Source organism: Bacillus timonensis, assembly GCF_000285535.1.
GTDB classification, from domain to species: Bacteria; Bacillota; Bacilli; order Bacillales; family Bacillaceae_L; genus Ferdinandcohnia; species Ferdinandcohnia timonensis.
Genome location: NZ_HE610985.1, coordinates 1,246,763 through 1,260,507, shown reverse-complemented (window position 1 = coordinate 1,260,507; position 13,745 = coordinate 1,246,763). Strand labels below are relative to the sequence as shown.

Genomic DNA, 13,745 nt, shown 5'->3' with positions numbered 1-13,745 from the left:
TGTTTGGAAGTCTCAGCCTCAAAGGTGCTGAGGCTTTTTTTCATGATTTTAAGGGTGAGTGGGAATAGTAAACCTGTAATACTATTCAAAAGGAGGATTATGATGGGGCAAAGTCATGAATTTCGTGCAGGGCAAAAAGCGCCAAATAATGGGGTTTATGTAGAAATCGGCGAACAAGGAGATATGGTTAAAAACCCAAAAAGCGTTAAATTAAGCGCGGGCGACCCATTTCCAGAAAACTCTAACCACAACCGTAAATGGTCATATAAAAGAAAACCGTGACAACAAAAAAAGACCCAATCGGGTCTTTTTTTTGCATCTTAGTGATTAGGTTCCTCTACAGGCTCATTTGGAATAACAGAACCCAAAATAATAATTAGGGCTGTAACAATAACAGCTACGATTGAAGCTGTTTTAAATGAATATGTAGCTGCCTGCATTGATCCAATAACATATGAAGCCATTTGGATTAAAAGAAATGTCCAAAAAAGTGTCCAAAAATAACGCAATGTCTTCACCTCATTAAATGAAATCTGTAAATAGTTTACCACAATTGTTATCTTTAAGAAACGGTTTTTGTAGGCGTTTCCCCCTTTCAAACTAATTTATCTAACATACACTAATAACGAAGGACGAAAATCAGGAGTAGGAGAAGAGAAAATGGTACAAAATAGAATATTTTTTAAGCTCGATACGGAGTGGTCTGCTCTTCATTTGCCAAAACGTCCAAATGGCTTTGCTGTATTAATTATCGGAGATAAAACAAATTTTGTAGAAAAAGACACAAGTTACTGGATCCAAAACTACGCAAGATCCCAAATTCTCGAATATCTGAAGGATCAAGGATATACTGTATTTTATTCAAACTTATATGGTGCAAACTGGGGAAACCCTGCTTCCGTCAAATTAGCAGCACAGCTCTATCACATCATTATGAAACGTGAAATCCTTAACAGACGCATTCACGTTCTTGCTGAGGGAATGGGAGCATTAACCGCAATGCAGCTAAATGAAAAGTTAGAGGGAGCAATACGCTCTATGGCTTTCTTAAATCCTTGCATTGATTTAGTTGCACACATTGAAAATGAAAAAAACATAAGTTTTTTTATAAAAAGTTGTTAAAAGAAATTGCATATGCTTATCATCTTGATGAACGAGAAGTTGAAACACAAATTGAAAAAGTAGCACCAAGGGACATTCTGGACTTTTCTGGAATACCAATCAAAATTTGGCATAGTACAAATGAGAAGACATACACTCCTGAGATTCATAGTAAGAAATATCAGGTCGGTAATGATATGGTCAAATTGAGCTACCATATTAGCGAAAATTCGTACGCATTCAGTCGCTCGATAGGAAGCTTTTTTAAAGAAAATGAAAGAGAATTGTAAAAAGGTCCCTTTTGCAAAAGAAAAGGGACTTTTTGTTTGATTTCTTGCATACGATACTGTAACAAAAAACATATAGGAGATGTTACAAGTGAAGAAGGTCATAGTATTTGATGCTTTCTCGTTTGTAGGATATGAACTCTGTTGCAGGATGCTAGACGAAGAAATTCATGTAACTGGAGTAGCCCCCCAGCCTAATGAAGATAGTACTGAAGAAGATAAATTACTTAGAATCGGAAGAAATGCATTCTTTCATTTTATCGAATTTCATAATGGAATATTGAATCCGAATATACTTAAACAATCAGATGCTGTGATTTATCCTTGGTTGAGTTCACCTCTTCTAAATCGAAATGAAGAAAAAGAGAACCTACTTCAATCGGTTATCGATTATTGCATTGATACCAAAACGAAACTTGTTCTTGTCTCGGTACATATGACAAACAATGATCCAAAAAACGAAATGGAATATGAACTGGATGAGAAGTGGTATGCAAAAATTAATATTGAAAATAGTCTCTCTGAACATCGGAAAGTATTAACGAAGAATGTTGAGTTTCTGTTCACTTTTATCGACTTTTCAAATAAAGAATTGGAGGAAGGTATCCAAATAAAGAATGATCATAAAGAATGGATCCTTCAAAACATATCCACCTAGGACTTCTTTTGCTTTCCAATTAAGTAAAAGTACAATAAAATAAAGATATACATTAATTGGACGATTTTGTTTTTTGCTTTTGAAGGAGTTGTAGTAATGCATAAACTGTTTAGGTGGGTACCATTTTTATTGTTAATATCCATTCTTGTATCCTGTGCACAATCAGATGATGAGAATCGGGAGATAAAAGTTGGCTTACTAGTACCTGATACGATTGATGACCAAGTATGGGGAACAAAGGGTTATAAAGGGTTATTGCAGATAAAATCCCAACTGCAGATTGATGCCTATTATAAGGAAGGTATCACTTCAGAAGCTGCAACTAGATTAGCAGTGGACGAATTTGTTGATAAAGGTGTCAATTTAATATTTGGTCATGGAAGTGAATATGCAGACTTTTTTAATGATATAGCTGATGATTATCCCGATGTTCATTTCATTTTTTTTAATGGGAATACCAGAAAAGAAAATGTTACTAGCCTAAACTTTGAAGGTCATGCCATGGGGTTCTTTGGTGGCATGGTTGCTGGAAAAATGACGGAATCGAACAAGGTTGGCATAATTGCCGCTTTTGAGTGGCAGCCGGAAATCAATGGATTTTACGAAGGTGTGCTATTTCAAAATGATGAAGTTGATGTTGATATTGGGTATGTGCAAAATTGGGATGACGATGAAAAAGCTATTGAAATTGCAAATAAGATGATAGCTGAGGGAGTAGACATCATCTACCCAGCTGGGGATGGTTATAATGTTCCTGTAATTGAAAGACTTAAAGAGGATGGATTATATGCAATTGGCTATGTTTCAGATCAATCTGACTTAGGGAAGGAAACCGTCTACACGAGTACAATACAGCAAGTAGATCAACTCTATTTATTAGTAGCCAATCAATTTATTGAAGGTAACCTGGAGTCCGGAAACCTCTATTTTGACTTCCAAGATGATGTCATTTCAATGGGAACCTTTAGCCCTAAAGTAGATAAAAAATTTGTAGAGGAACTAAAAGGTTATATTAAGGAATATAAAAAAACAGGGGACCTTCCTTCAAAATAGAAGAAGCTATCACATTATGTTAAAGGGTTCCGATTACAGGTGCTTTATTAATAAATGACGTGTGAATTGTCACACGTCGTTTTCTTTATTTGCTAATGTTATTTAAACTGTTTCTTTGTTTTTGACACTATTAGATTGACAGTCAAAAAGGGCTGAATTATGAAAAAAGTGAGTAAAAAGTTCATCAATAACAATGGCGTTTCGAGCACCTACCATATCAGTTGTGGGAACAGTCTAAGCATCCAGGCCGTTGAGTAGACAGAAAAATTACGCTTATTCAGTAAAATCATTAAAAATGGCCTAAATAGACGGAGAGATTCCGCTTATTGATTCTAAAAACATGCAAAAGAAGGGTTTTTGCTCTGGATAACAGGAAATCCTCCCCTTGTTTAGATTTTAAACGAACTCCATTCGGAATTTAAACGAAAAACCTCCGCTTGTTTATTTTCAGCAGTTCTTCATTAGTTGCAAGACAACACACCAATAGCTCTAGACAGATTTAATGGACAATTATGATGGCAAAACAACTGTCATTTCAGCACTTATTTTTAGAAAAACCCCTCAAAACTGAACGCCAAGACATTATGTGTAGCTTCTTATTTTTTTCGGAAAAAATTAAAGATTGGGGAAAGTTCTTTTATCGCAGGCTTGATTTTTTCGATAGAGGTCATGATATCATCTAGTTGGCCCATTAGCTGATTAAAATCAACTTCATCCGTTTTGTTTTCTATCATGTTTTTTACTGGTGGTTTATTTTCATCTCTCCTTGCACGAGTACCAAACATTAGACGATCAAACCGATTTATCTCGGAAGCCTCACGGTCGCTTTCTTGCTTCACCTCGAATTCCTCATGCTTCACATCCAAATCCTCATGCTCATTATTCATTTTTTATCACCAACTTACATAATAAGATTTGAACTAATTATTGTTACTATATTTATATGTAGAACTGTTTAAAAAGAGATAGGCCTGTAACATGCATAACCCTAGGCAAACGTGGAATCTTACAAAAAATAAATCATAAGAGTTGATTACAATGAAAAAATGAATTAAAATTAGTACCAAGTCATAAGAATTGATAATAAGAAAAGCGGAGAGTACTAAAAGCTTTTTCTATAAAATTAGGTTATTGTATTAAAAAGGGAGATGTTTGTATGGGTGTAGGTATAATTGGAATCAATCGGTTCACACCGGAAAAAGTTGTAACAAACCAAGACCTTGAAAAAATTCTTGACACATCAGATGAATGGATTCGAACAAGAACAGGAATAGAAGAACGTAGAATTGCAGATGATGATACAAATACATCTGACATGGCGTATGAGGCAGCACGTAAAGCAATTCAAGATGCAGGAATCACGCCTGAGCAACTCGACTTGATTATTGTTGCTACTGTTACGCCTGACCATCCATTTCCGTCAGTTGCATGTATGATTCAAGAACGACTGGAAGCAAAAAATGCAGCGGCTATGGATATTGGTGCAGCATGTGCAGGGTTTATGTACGGAATCATTACAGGGAAACAATTTATCGAAACGGGTACCTATAAGCATGTATTAGTAGTAGGTGTTGAAAAACTATCGAAAATTGTAGACTGGAGCGATCGAAATACAGCAGTATTGTTCGGAGACGGAGCTGGTGCAGCTGTACTTGGTGAAGTGTCAGAAGGAAGGGGTATCCTTTCATTTGAATTAGGAGCAGATGGTACTGGTGCTAAACATCTCTATCAAGATGAACACATCATTATGAATGGGCGTGAAGTCTTCAAATTTGCTGTAAGACAGATGGGCGAGTCCAGTGTGAATGTGATTGAAAAAGCAGGGTTAAATCGTGACGATGTAGACTATTTAATTCCACACCAAGCAAACATTCGCATTATGGAAGCTTCAAGAGAAAGACTAGAACTTCCAGTCGAAAAAATGTCTAAAACAGTCAATAAATACGGAAATACATCTGCAGCTTCTATCCCAATCTCAATAGTTGAAGATATAGAAGCAGGAAAAATTAAGGATGATGACGTAATAGTTATGGTAGGATTTGGTGGAGGATTAACTTGGGGGGCCATCTGTATAAAATGGGGCCGTTAAGGACTATTTTTCATCCTGAAAAACAACAATTATCGCAACAAAGGATAGAAATAGATTGGAAGGAGTAGAGATTTATGGAAAAGAAACGTGTAGTAGTTACTGGATTAGGCACGGTATCACCGCTAGGCAACGATACGAAAACAACATGGGAAAAAGCGAAAAACGGTGAGTCTGGGATTGGTCCATTAACTAGAGTTTCAATTGAAGGCTTACCTGCAAAGGTAGCAGCAGAATTAAAGGATTTTAATCCGGAAAATTATATGGATAAAAAAGAAGCACGTCGTATGGACCGCTTTACACAATATGCATTAGCAGCTTCCTTCATGGCGGTTAAAGATGCAAATCTAACAATCACGGATGAAATTGCTCCTCGCGTTGGAGTATGGATTGGCTCTGGTATTGGTGGAATGGAAACACATGAGGAACAGCATAAAATTTTCTTAGAAAAAGGCTATCGCCGTGTAAGTCCATTTTATGTACCTATGATGATTCCAGATATGGCAGCTGGTCAAGTATCTATCGCTATTGGAGCAAAAGGCATCAACACTTGTACGGTAACAGCATGTGCAACAGGAACTAACTCAATCGGTGATGCATTTAAGGTAATCCAGCGTGGAGACGCAGATGTCATGATTACAGGTGGAACGGAAGCACCATTAACGAATATGTCATTTGCTGGTTTCGTTTCAGCAAGAGCATTATCGTTAAATCCAGATCCAAAAACAGCTAGCCGTCCATTTGATAAAAACCGTGATGGTTTTGTAATGGGTGAAGGCGCAGGAATTCTTGTCCTTGAAGAACTAGAACACGCTCTAGCTCGTGGCGCAAAAATTTATGCGGAAATCATTGGCTACGGATCAACTGGAGATGCTCACCATATTACAGCCCCAGCACCTGGTGGTGAAGGGGGAGCACGCGCAATGCGTCAAGCCATTGCAGATGCTGGCTTAAATCCAAGTGATGTTGATTATATAAATGCACATGGAACAAGCACAGATTACAACGACAAATTTGAAACGGCAGCAATCAAAGAAGTTTTTGGTGACTATGCATATAAAGTAGCAATCAGTTCAACAAAATCAATGACAGGTCACTTACTTGGGGCTGCTGGTGGTGTGGAAGCAATCTTCTCAGTACTTGCCATTAAAGAAGGAATTATCCCACCAACAATTAACTATGAAACTCCAGATCCAGAATGTGACTTAGACTATGTCCCTAATAAAGCAAGAGAGCAGGAAGTAAATGTTGCATTAAGCAACTCTCTTGGATTTGGTGGACACAATGCCACAATTCTATTTAAAAAATATCAATAATACTAAGATAAGAGTCAGGCCAAATGGTCTGGCTCTTTTTTCATGATTCTTGAATAAGATATATTGGCTGTTTTCGAAAGGAAGTGATGAGATGGGGTAGAACGTACGGACCAATGGCTAAAGGCTTCATATGCAAATCCAGTTGGACTTTGTAAAAAACTAACAACCTTTTTTCCAAAGGGAGTTGACGCTCAAGATATATATCAATATTTAAAAATGCATGGAATGTACAAATCGGCTTCAGAAAACGTACTTGAAATGCTCCCGATTAATGTATGGGAAACAGTTGAAGAAGAGTATAGTGCACTACAAAAACGATGGGGAGGGCCACAGGTTCCTATTTTTATTTTCCCAGCTGATGGAACAAATTCAAGAATCAAAAGAGAATTTAATGGAAAATCAGGCCTTGCCTTTAGTGACAAATTGTTTCTCTTTTTCTCACGACATAACACAAGAGGGGAAATCAAAGCAGTTCTCACACATGAATACAATCATGTTTGTCGATTGAAAAAATATAAAAAGAATGAATCCGAGTTTACCCTTTTGGATACGGTTATATTAGAAGGGATTGCGGAAAATGCCGTTCGAGAACATTGTGGAAGTTCGAGTTTAGCGGGCTGGACGAACTATTATTCTGATGAACAATTGCAGAAAATAGTTACACAATTAATCATCCCGAATCAAAACCTAAAAAGAAATGAACGAAAACATAGAGATATATTATACGGAAATCGGTTTGTCCCAAAGATGGCAGGTTACTGTGCAGGTTATTATCTAGTAAAGCAATATTTGGAATCTAACAAACTAAAAACGAAATCAATCCTGGGAGTGGATTCGATGGAGTTTGTTAAGAAATATCTTCGACCACAGGAATGAAGGAAGCCCTGTGGTTATTTGTTGTTTTAGTTTTTGTAATGAGAAATAAGAAGTGAATCAATTTGGTAATGGGTATTGGAGGTTTCAAGAAGTAAGTCATTGAGGATGAGGTAATCTAAGGAGAGTTTTTCCAATCTTTGGTCAAACATTTTTTCTCCAATAAACCTTTTTCTAGCGAAAAGATTTGATTTTCGATTTTTTCGGAAACATTCATTCGTGATCGGATAGACCTTAAGAGCAGCAATTCAGGAGGATCAGTCCGTTTTTTAATAATCAAAAGCAACACTTCCTTTTTCTAAGATTCGAGTTTATTTTAATTCTTACTTTCTATGTTTTCAATCTATGTTTCTTAAAAAAAGTTGTATATACATGTTATTAGAAAATTCAAATAAAGTATACTTTTATAATATATTGAAATAGTTTTACTTAACTGATAATTTACTGTAACCCCTTATTTTAAAAGATTTTTGAATGTTTATACAGTAAGTTTAAAAAATTGTCTTGCAATTATAACATTATAGTAATAAAATTCTATTTACATAATAATTGTGACTAATCTAGAAGATTTGGGGTGTTTTTATGCAACAACCAAATAATGAAGCACCTTTGCTAGAAGTAAAGGGATTAAAAACGGGATTTAACATAGATGGAGAAATCTATCATGCAGTGGATGGTGTTTCTTTTAAAGTAAATCCACGCCAAATTGTCGGAATTGTTGGAGAATCCGGCTGTGGAAAAAGTGTTATGTCAATGTCTGTTATGAAACTATTACCAGTAGGGATCGGCGAAATTACCGACGGAGAAGTTGTTTTCCAAGGGAGTAATATCGAAAATTTATCAGAAGCTCAAATGAACAAAATACGTGGAAAAGATATTTCGATGATTTTCCAAGAACCAATGACAGCGTTAAACCCTGTATTTACAATTGGTTTTCAATTATCAGAAGTTTTGTTTAATCATTTTGATATTTCTAAGCAGGATGCACGTGAAAGATGTATCACTCTATTAAAAAGTGTTGGGATTTCGAGACCAGAGAAAATAGTGGATGAATATCCTCACCAATTATCGGGTGGAATGCGTCAAAGGGTTATGATTGCCATGGCGATTGCATGTCAACCAAAATTGCTGATTGCTGACGAGCCGACAACAGCACTGGATGTTACGGTCCAAGCACAAATTTTAGACTTATTAAAAGAAATCCAAGAGAAAAATGATATGTCAGTTATTTTGATTACGCATGATTTAGGTGTTGTAGCTGAAATGTGCGATGAAGTAATCGTAATGTACGCAGGAAAAATCGTGGAGCGCACGGATGTTGATTCACTTTTTTATAATCCAAAACATCCATATACAAAAATGCTGTTGGACTCTATTCCAAAATTAGATGTAGAGGAAGAAGCATTAGGTTCCATTGATGGGATTGTCCCTTCTTTGAAAAACATGCCAAAGGTTGGTTGTCGATTTGCTGATCGATGCCCAATGGCAACAGATGATTGTAGACGAATTACACCAGAATTGGCAGAAGTAGAGAACGGCCATGAGGTATCCTGTCTTCTATATAAGACAAGCTATCCATTGGAAGAGGTGAAATAACAAATGAGTCAAGCAACCAAAGATCGAAAAGAAGATGTCTTACTTGAGGTTCAAAATCTTAAAACTTATTATCCTATCAAAGGTGGATTTTTTAAGAGAACAGTAGGGAATGTGAAAGCGGTTGATGATGTTTCATTTGAAATTTTAAAAGGTGAAACATTAGGCCTTGTTGGAGAATCAGGTTGTGGGAAATCAACTACAGGCAGGACCATTTTACGATTAATCAAACCAACTAATGGAAAAATCATTTTTGACGGTAAGGATATTACGACTCTATCTGGAACCACGTTACGAAAAATTCGTCAAGACTTTCAAATGGTGTTCCAGGATCCATATGCTTCATTAAATCCTAAACAAATGGTTGGAGATGTGGTAGCTGAACCAATTAAAAACTATTACAAGAAATCTTCTAAGGAATTAAAACCAGAAATTATCGAACTATTAAAAAAGGTTGGACTTCCAGAGGATGCTTACTATAAATATCCACATGAATTTTCAGGTGGACAAAGACAACGTATCGGGATTGCGCGTGCCCTTGCGCTACGACCAAAATTAATCATTGCAGATGAACCAGTTTCTGCTCTAGATGTTTCAGTTCAATCACAAGTTCTTAACTTGTTAAAAGAACTTCAAGATGAATTTGATTTAACTTTCTTATTTATTGCTCACGACTTAAGTGTAGTAAAACATATGAGTGATCGAATTGGAGTTATGTACTTGGGTGGAATTGTAGAGATTTCTGATAAAAACGGATTATATGCAGAACCATTGCACCCATATACAAAAGCTCTCATTTCAGCGATACCACATCCGGATCCAAGAAGAAAGAAAGAGCGCATCATTTTAGAAGGTGATGTACCAAGTCCAGCAAATCCTCCAACTGGTTGTCCATTCCATCCGCGTTGTGCGTTTGCAACGGATGAATGTCGGGCAGTAAAACCAGCTTTAAAGGAGGTGAAACCAGGACATAGAGTAGCATGTCACCTATACAATTAGTTGGGTGATAAATTAATGAATTGTGTTCATACTTACATGAAAAATAAAACGGGGGGAACCAAAATGAAAAAATCATTATTGTCTGTGATTTCCCTGTTGCTAGTAATGTCGTTGTTTTTAGCAGCATGTGGAGGAAATGATTCGAAATCCGGAGAAGGAAAAGAATCTGCAGAAAAGACGAGTGAACCACAACAAGGTGGTAAAGTAACCTATGCATTAGGTGGAGAATTCCAAGGTTTATTAGAGTGGGCATTCTATGAAGAAGCTTCAGATGCTGAAATTATTCAGTTCTTTAATGAATCTCTAATTAAAACTGATGACAATTTAAACTACATCCCAGGAATTGCTAGCTGGGAAACAGAAGATAACCAACATTACACATTCACATTCCAAAAAGGTGTAAAATGGCATAACGGTGAAGAACTTACTGTTAATGACTGGGTATTTGCATTAGAAACTATTGCGCACCCTGATTATACTGGCCCACGTTACGTGAACGTAAAGGACATTGTTGGTGCTCCTGAATTCCATGATGGAAAAGCAGACAGCATTTCTGGTCTTAAAGTAATCGATGACTATACAATCGAAATTACGTTTGACAAAGCGCGTGTTAATAACCTAGAAAATCTTTGGACATATCCAATGCCTAAAAAACATTTTGAAGGTGTAGCAGTTAAAGATATGGCGTCTTCACCACAAGTTCGTCAAAATCCAGTAGGACTTGGACCTTTCAAAGTGAAGAAAATTGTTCAAGGTGAATCAGTAGAAATGGAACGCTTTGATGATTATTACCAAGGTAAGCCAAATCTAGATACTGTAGTTGTGAAAGTGATTGATGCAGCATTAACTTCAGGTGTACTTCAATCTGGTGAAGTAGATGTAATGTCTGTTCACCCATCAAACTACGAACAAGTAGCAGCACTTGACAATGTTAATTTAGAAAAAGTTTTAGGTCTTTCTTACTCTTATATCGGATTTAAATTCGGTCACTGGGATGCAGAAAAAGAAGAAAACGTAATGGATAATGAAAAGTTCCAAAATCTAAAATTACGTCAAGCCTTAGTACATGCGATTAACCGTGAAGAGTGGATTAAAGGATTCTTCAATGGTCTAGGTGAAGTAGTTGATACTCCAGTACCAAGTGCACACTGGATTGCAGCTGACAAAGAAGATTTAACACACTATGAGTATGACCCTAAAAAAGCAGAATCATTATTAGATGAAGCAGGCTACAAGGATGTTGATGGCGACGGCTTCAGAGAAGATCCAAATGGAAAGCAATTCTCTGTTCAATTTGCTCACTATGCAGGAAGTAACCCAACATTTGAACCACGTGCAAAGTATATTGTACAAGCTTGGAATGATGTTGGTATTAAAACAGAATTTGCTAAAGGTGCTTTAATCGACGGAACTCTTTATTACGATATGTTAGAGAAAGACGATAAAGATATGGAAGTTCACTTTGGTACTTGGGGAACTGGTACTGACCCAGATCCATCTGGATTATGGGCAAGAGACGCAGTTTGGAACTTCACGCGTTGGACAAACGAAAAGAACGACCAATTGCTAGAGGATGCACTTGATGTATCTATCGTTGGGAACGACAAAGAAAAACGTAAAGAGCTTTATGTTGAGTGGCAACAATTATGGAATGAGCAATTACCTATTATTCCAATCGTAGAATATTATGACCTATGGGGCATGAACAAACGTGTTGAAGGTGTTCACGTTTCTGCAGAAGGATTAAGTGATTTCCATAAGTGGTATGTGACTGACGCAAAATAAAGAAAGATAGGTTTATCAGTGGGCGAAATGCCCACTGATAACTATTCATTTAAGTATTAAAGATAAGGAGAATCGACCATGTTAAAATTTGCTCTTCGAAGAATACTAGGTATGATTCCAGTTTTGCTCCTTATCTCCATCGTTGTGTTTGCTTTGGCAAAGTTAATGCCGGGGGATTCACTAAGCGGAGAAATTGACCCAACAAACACTGACCCTCAATATATCGAGGAAATGAGGGGGAAGCTAGGCTATAATGACCCAATTCATATTCAGTATTTTCGTTGGATATCAGATTTCGTTCAAGGAGATTTTGGTACATCCTCACGCTATAAAATGCCAGTTAGTGATGTAATTGCAGAACGTCTGCCTAATACCATTCTTTTAGGTGTGTCTGCATTAATCATTACGTATATTTTAGCCTTCATTATGGGAATGTATTCCGGAAGAAAACCATATACAGTAGGTGACAATCTGATTAGTGGCGGGAACTATTTCGCACTAGCCATTCCTTCATTTGTTGCTGCAATTGTAGCCATTTACTTTTTCTCATTCCAATTAGGGTGGTTTCCATCAGGTGGCTCTTCTGAGGTAGGACTGATGGAAGGAACATTTGAATATTGGATGAGTCGTTTACATCATGTTCTGTTACCGGCCCTTGTCCTTGGTGCGTTTAGTACAGCATCTTACACACAGTTTTTGCGAAATGATGTTATTGAGAACAGCCGAAAAGATTTCGTAAGAACGGCTCGTGCAAAAGGTACAAAGGAATCCACTATTTATAACAAACATATTCTACGTAACTCAATCATTCCACTTGTTACATTCTTTGGCTTTGATTTAGCAGCGTTAATTGGCGGAGCGATTATTACAGAAACGATTTTTACCTATCCTGGTATAGGAAGTTTATTCTTAAACTCTGTAAGTCAACGCGATTATACAGTTTTAATGTCTTTAACAATGCTTTTATCAAGCTTAACACTTATTGGAAACTTAATTGCTGATATCTTATATGGTATCGTTGATCCACGAATTCGTTTAGATTAGGAGGAATGGTTTTATGGAAACAGCAACAAATACTAGCTTACAAGCCAACATAAAGCCTCGTAAAAGTCTATCTCCATGGGCCATTGCTCGGAAAAAGTTTGTAAAAAATAAGCTTGCAATGGTAAGTTTATTCTTTTTAATCTTCGTAGCAATCATCTCGTTCTTAGCGCCATACATTACAACGGCGGATGTAACGAAGGTTGATATTGGAAGTATGAACTTAGCGCCATCAGGTGAACACTGGCTAGGTACAGATAATGCTGGACGTGATGTATTTACACGGCTCCTATATGGTGGTCGAATTTCTTTAACTGTCGGAATTGCCTGTACCGCTTTGATTGTAGCATTTGGTACATTTATCGGATCAGTGGCAGGTTATTTTGGCGGGAAAATCGATAATATGTTAATGCGTTTTACAGATTTTGTTTTGAACTTTCCATTCTTGGTATTTGTTATTGTTATTAATACAATCTTAATTGGGAAAGTTTCAGGTGTTTGGATTCTGATTGGCGTAATTAGTCTACTAAGTTGGGGCGGAGTTGCGCGTATTGTTAGAAGTAAGGTTCTTGCAGAAAAAGAGAATGAATATATTTTAGCTGCACAATCAATTGGTTGTTCTTCAGCAAAAATTATTGTAAAACATTTATTGCCGAATGTTTTTTCAACGATTATTGTTCAAGCAACGTTATTATTTGCAGGTATGATTGTTGCGGAAACAGGACTAAGTTTCTTAGGTTTCGGAATACCACAAGATGTTCCAAGTTGGGGAAATATGCTATCAGTAGCAAACCAGCCTGACGTTTTACAAAATAAAACATGGATTTGGATTCCACCGGCTTTAGCAATCACATTGACCATTTTATCTATTAATTTTATAGGTGAAGGTTTAAAGGATGCGCTAAATCCGAAATCAAATCGTTAACTAGATCTATCACAAAGTGTGATGGATC

At 36.7% G+C, this 13,745-nt stretch carries 16 protein-coding genes; 13 read left to right on the top strand and 3 right to left on the bottom strand.

All coding sequences use genetic code 11. The annotated features are described in order from the left end of the window. Positions 1-102 precede the first annotated feature (102 nt). A complete protein-coding gene (locus BTHG_RS06555; protein WP_010283383.1) occupies positions 103-282 on the top strand; it encodes a YjzC family protein in 180 nt (59 codons plus the stop codon). Positions 283-320: 38 nt separating this feature from the next. Here BTHG_RS06555 and BTHG_RS06550 read toward each other — a convergent pair whose 3' ends face one another. Continuing rightward, on the bottom strand, positions 321-509 hold the full coding sequence (locus tag BTHG_RS06550) for a YjzD family protein (RefSeq protein WP_010283382.1): 189 nt from the start codon (positions 507-509) through the stop codon (positions 321-323). Positions 510-660: 151 nt separating this feature from the next. Here BTHG_RS06550 and BTHG_RS27310 point away from each other — a divergent pair, with 151 nt between their 5' ends. The 4 genes from BTHG_RS27310 to BTHG_RS06535 all read left to right on the top strand — a co-directional run bounded on the left by BTHG_RS27310 (position 661) and on the right by BTHG_RS06535 (position 3,099). After that, a complete protein-coding gene (locus tag BTHG_RS27310; protein WP_232284421.1) occupies positions 661-1,122 on the top strand; it encodes a hypothetical protein in 462 nt (153 codons plus the stop codon). Continuing rightward, positions 1,116-1,391, top strand: a complete 276-nt coding sequence (locus tag BTHG_RS27305; RefSeq protein ID WP_232284420.1) for a hypothetical protein — start codon at positions 1,116-1,118, stop codon at positions 1,389-1,391. The genes BTHG_RS27310 and BTHG_RS27305 overlap by 7 nt, the downstream gene beginning before the upstream one ends. Positions 1,392-1,479: 88 nt before the next feature. Further along, a complete protein-coding gene (locus BTHG_RS06540; protein WP_010283381.1) occupies positions 1,480-2,046 on the top strand; it encodes a hypothetical protein in 567 nt (188 codons plus the stop codon). A 96-nt stretch (positions 2,047-2,142) separates the two neighbouring features. Then, a complete protein-coding gene (locus BTHG_RS06535) occupies positions 2,143-3,099 on the top strand; it encodes a BMP family ABC transporter substrate-binding protein (protein ID WP_010283380.1) in 957 nt (318 codons plus the stop codon). A gap of 596 nt (positions 3,100-3,695) precedes the next feature. Here BTHG_RS06535 and BTHG_RS06530 read toward each other — a convergent pair. Next, positions 3,696-3,986 (bottom strand): hypothetical protein, encoded by a 291-nt coding sequence (locus BTHG_RS06530; RefSeq protein WP_010283379.1) that lies wholly within the window; start codon positions 3,984-3,986, stop codon positions 3,696-3,698. Positions 3,987-4,255: 269 nt separating this feature from the next. Here BTHG_RS06530 and BTHG_RS06525 point away from each other — a divergent pair, with 269 nt between their 5' ends. The 3 genes from BTHG_RS06525 to BTHG_RS24390 all read left to right on the top strand — a co-directional run bounded on the left by BTHG_RS06525 (position 4,256) and on the right by BTHG_RS24390 (position 7,377). Further along, entirely contained in the window at positions 4,256-5,188 is a 933-nt protein-coding gene (locus BTHG_RS06525; protein WP_010283378.1) for a beta-ketoacyl-ACP synthase III, read from the top strand. Between the two features lie 74 nt (positions 5,189-5,262). Continuing rightward, on the top strand, positions 5,263-6,501 hold the full coding sequence (fabF, locus tag BTHG_RS06520) for a beta-ketoacyl-ACP synthase II (protein WP_010283377.1): 1,239 nt from the start codon (positions 5,263-5,265) through the stop codon (positions 6,499-6,501). A 225-nt stretch (positions 6,502-6,726) separates the two neighbouring features. Further along, complete coding sequence (locus tag BTHG_RS24390; protein WP_232284419.1) at positions 6,727-7,377, top strand: DUF2268 domain-containing protein; 651 nt, start codon at positions 6,727-6,729, stop codon at positions 7,375-7,377. Positions 7,378-7,403: 26 nt separating this feature from the next. On the opposite strand, the gene BTHG_RS27895 is transcribed toward BTHG_RS24390, so the two are convergent. Further along, positions 7,404-7,538, bottom strand: coding sequence for a nuclease-related domain-containing protein (locus tag BTHG_RS27895; protein WP_408605273.1), 135 nt, complete (start codon positions 7,536-7,538; stop codon positions 7,404-7,406). Between the two features lie 418 nt (positions 7,539-7,956). Here BTHG_RS27895 and BTHG_RS06505 point away from each other — a divergent pair, with 418 nt between their 5' ends. The 5 genes from BTHG_RS06505 to opp4C all read left to right on the top strand — a co-directional run bounded on the left by BTHG_RS06505 (position 7,957) and on the right by opp4C (position 13,717). Next, entirely contained in the window at positions 7,957-8,970 is a 1,014-nt protein-coding gene (locus tag BTHG_RS06505) for an ABC transporter ATP-binding protein (RefSeq protein ID WP_010283375.1), read from the top strand. A 3-nt stretch (positions 8,971-8,973) separates the two neighbouring features. After that, positions 8,974-9,966 (top strand): ABC transporter ATP-binding protein, encoded by a 993-nt coding sequence (locus BTHG_RS06500; protein ID WP_010283374.1) that lies wholly within the window; start codon positions 8,974-8,976, stop codon positions 9,964-9,966. 63 nt (positions 9,967-10,029) lie between these two features. Beyond that, on the top strand, positions 10,030-11,751 hold the full coding sequence (gene opp4A / locus BTHG_RS06495; protein ID WP_010283373.1) for an oligopeptide ABC transporter substrate-binding protein: 1,722 nt from the start codon (positions 10,030-10,032) through the stop codon (positions 11,749-11,751). Positions 11,752-11,829: 78 nt separating this feature from the next. Next, the gene (gene opp4B / locus BTHG_RS06490) at positions 11,830-12,795 is read left to right on the top strand and encodes an oligopeptide ABC transporter permease (protein ID WP_010283372.1); all 966 of its coding nucleotides are present in this window, start codon (positions 11,830-11,832) and stop codon (positions 12,793-12,795) included. A gap of 13 nt (positions 12,796-12,808) precedes the next feature. Next, complete coding sequence (opp4C, locus tag BTHG_RS06485; RefSeq protein ID WP_010283371.1) at positions 12,809-13,717, top strand: oligopeptide ABC transporter permease; 909 nt, start codon at positions 12,809-12,811, stop codon at positions 13,715-13,717. The last annotated feature ends 28 nt before the right edge of the window (positions 13,718-13,745 follow it).

Coding starts and splice junctions, on each gene's coding strand:
- BTHG_RS06535 (WP_010283380.1), top strand. CDS start 2,143: ATGCATAAACTGTTTAGGTGGGTACCATTTTTATTGTTAATATCCATT.
- BTHG_RS06530 (WP_010283379.1), bottom strand. CDS start 3,986: ATGAATAATGAGCATGAGGATTTGGATGTGAAGCATGAGGAATTCGAG.
- BTHG_RS24390 (WP_232284419.1), top strand. CDS start 6,727: ATGTACAAATCGGCTTCAGAAAACGTACTTGAAATGCTCCCGATTAAT.
- BTHG_RS06525 (WP_010283378.1), top strand. CDS start 4,256: ATGGGTGTAGGTATAATTGGAATCAATCGGTTCACACCGGAAAAAGTT.
- BTHG_RS06555 (WP_010283383.1), top strand. CDS start 103: ATGGGGCAAAGTCATGAATTTCGTGCAGGGCAAAAAGCGCCAAATAAT.
- opp4C (WP_010283371.1), top strand. CDS start 12,809: ATGGAAACAGCAACAAATACTAGCTTACAAGCCAACATAAAGCCTCGT.
- BTHG_RS27310 (WP_232284421.1), top strand. CDS start 661: ATGGTACAAAATAGAATATTTTTTAAGCTCGATACGGAGTGGTCTGCT.
- BTHG_RS06500 (WP_010283374.1), top strand. CDS start 8,974: ATGAGTCAAGCAACCAAAGATCGAAAAGAAGATGTCTTACTTGAGGTT.
- BTHG_RS06505 (WP_010283375.1), top strand. CDS start 7,957: ATGCAACAACCAAATAATGAAGCACCTTTGCTAGAAGTAAAGGGATTA.
- opp4B (WP_010283372.1), top strand. CDS start 11,830: ATGTTAAAATTTGCTCTTCGAAGAATACTAGGTATGATTCCAGTTTTG.
- opp4A (WP_010283373.1), top strand. CDS start 10,030: ATGAAAAAATCATTATTGTCTGTGATTTCCCTGTTGCTAGTAATGTCG.
- fabF (WP_010283377.1), top strand. CDS start 5,263: ATGGAAAAGAAACGTGTAGTAGTTACTGGATTAGGCACGGTATCACCG.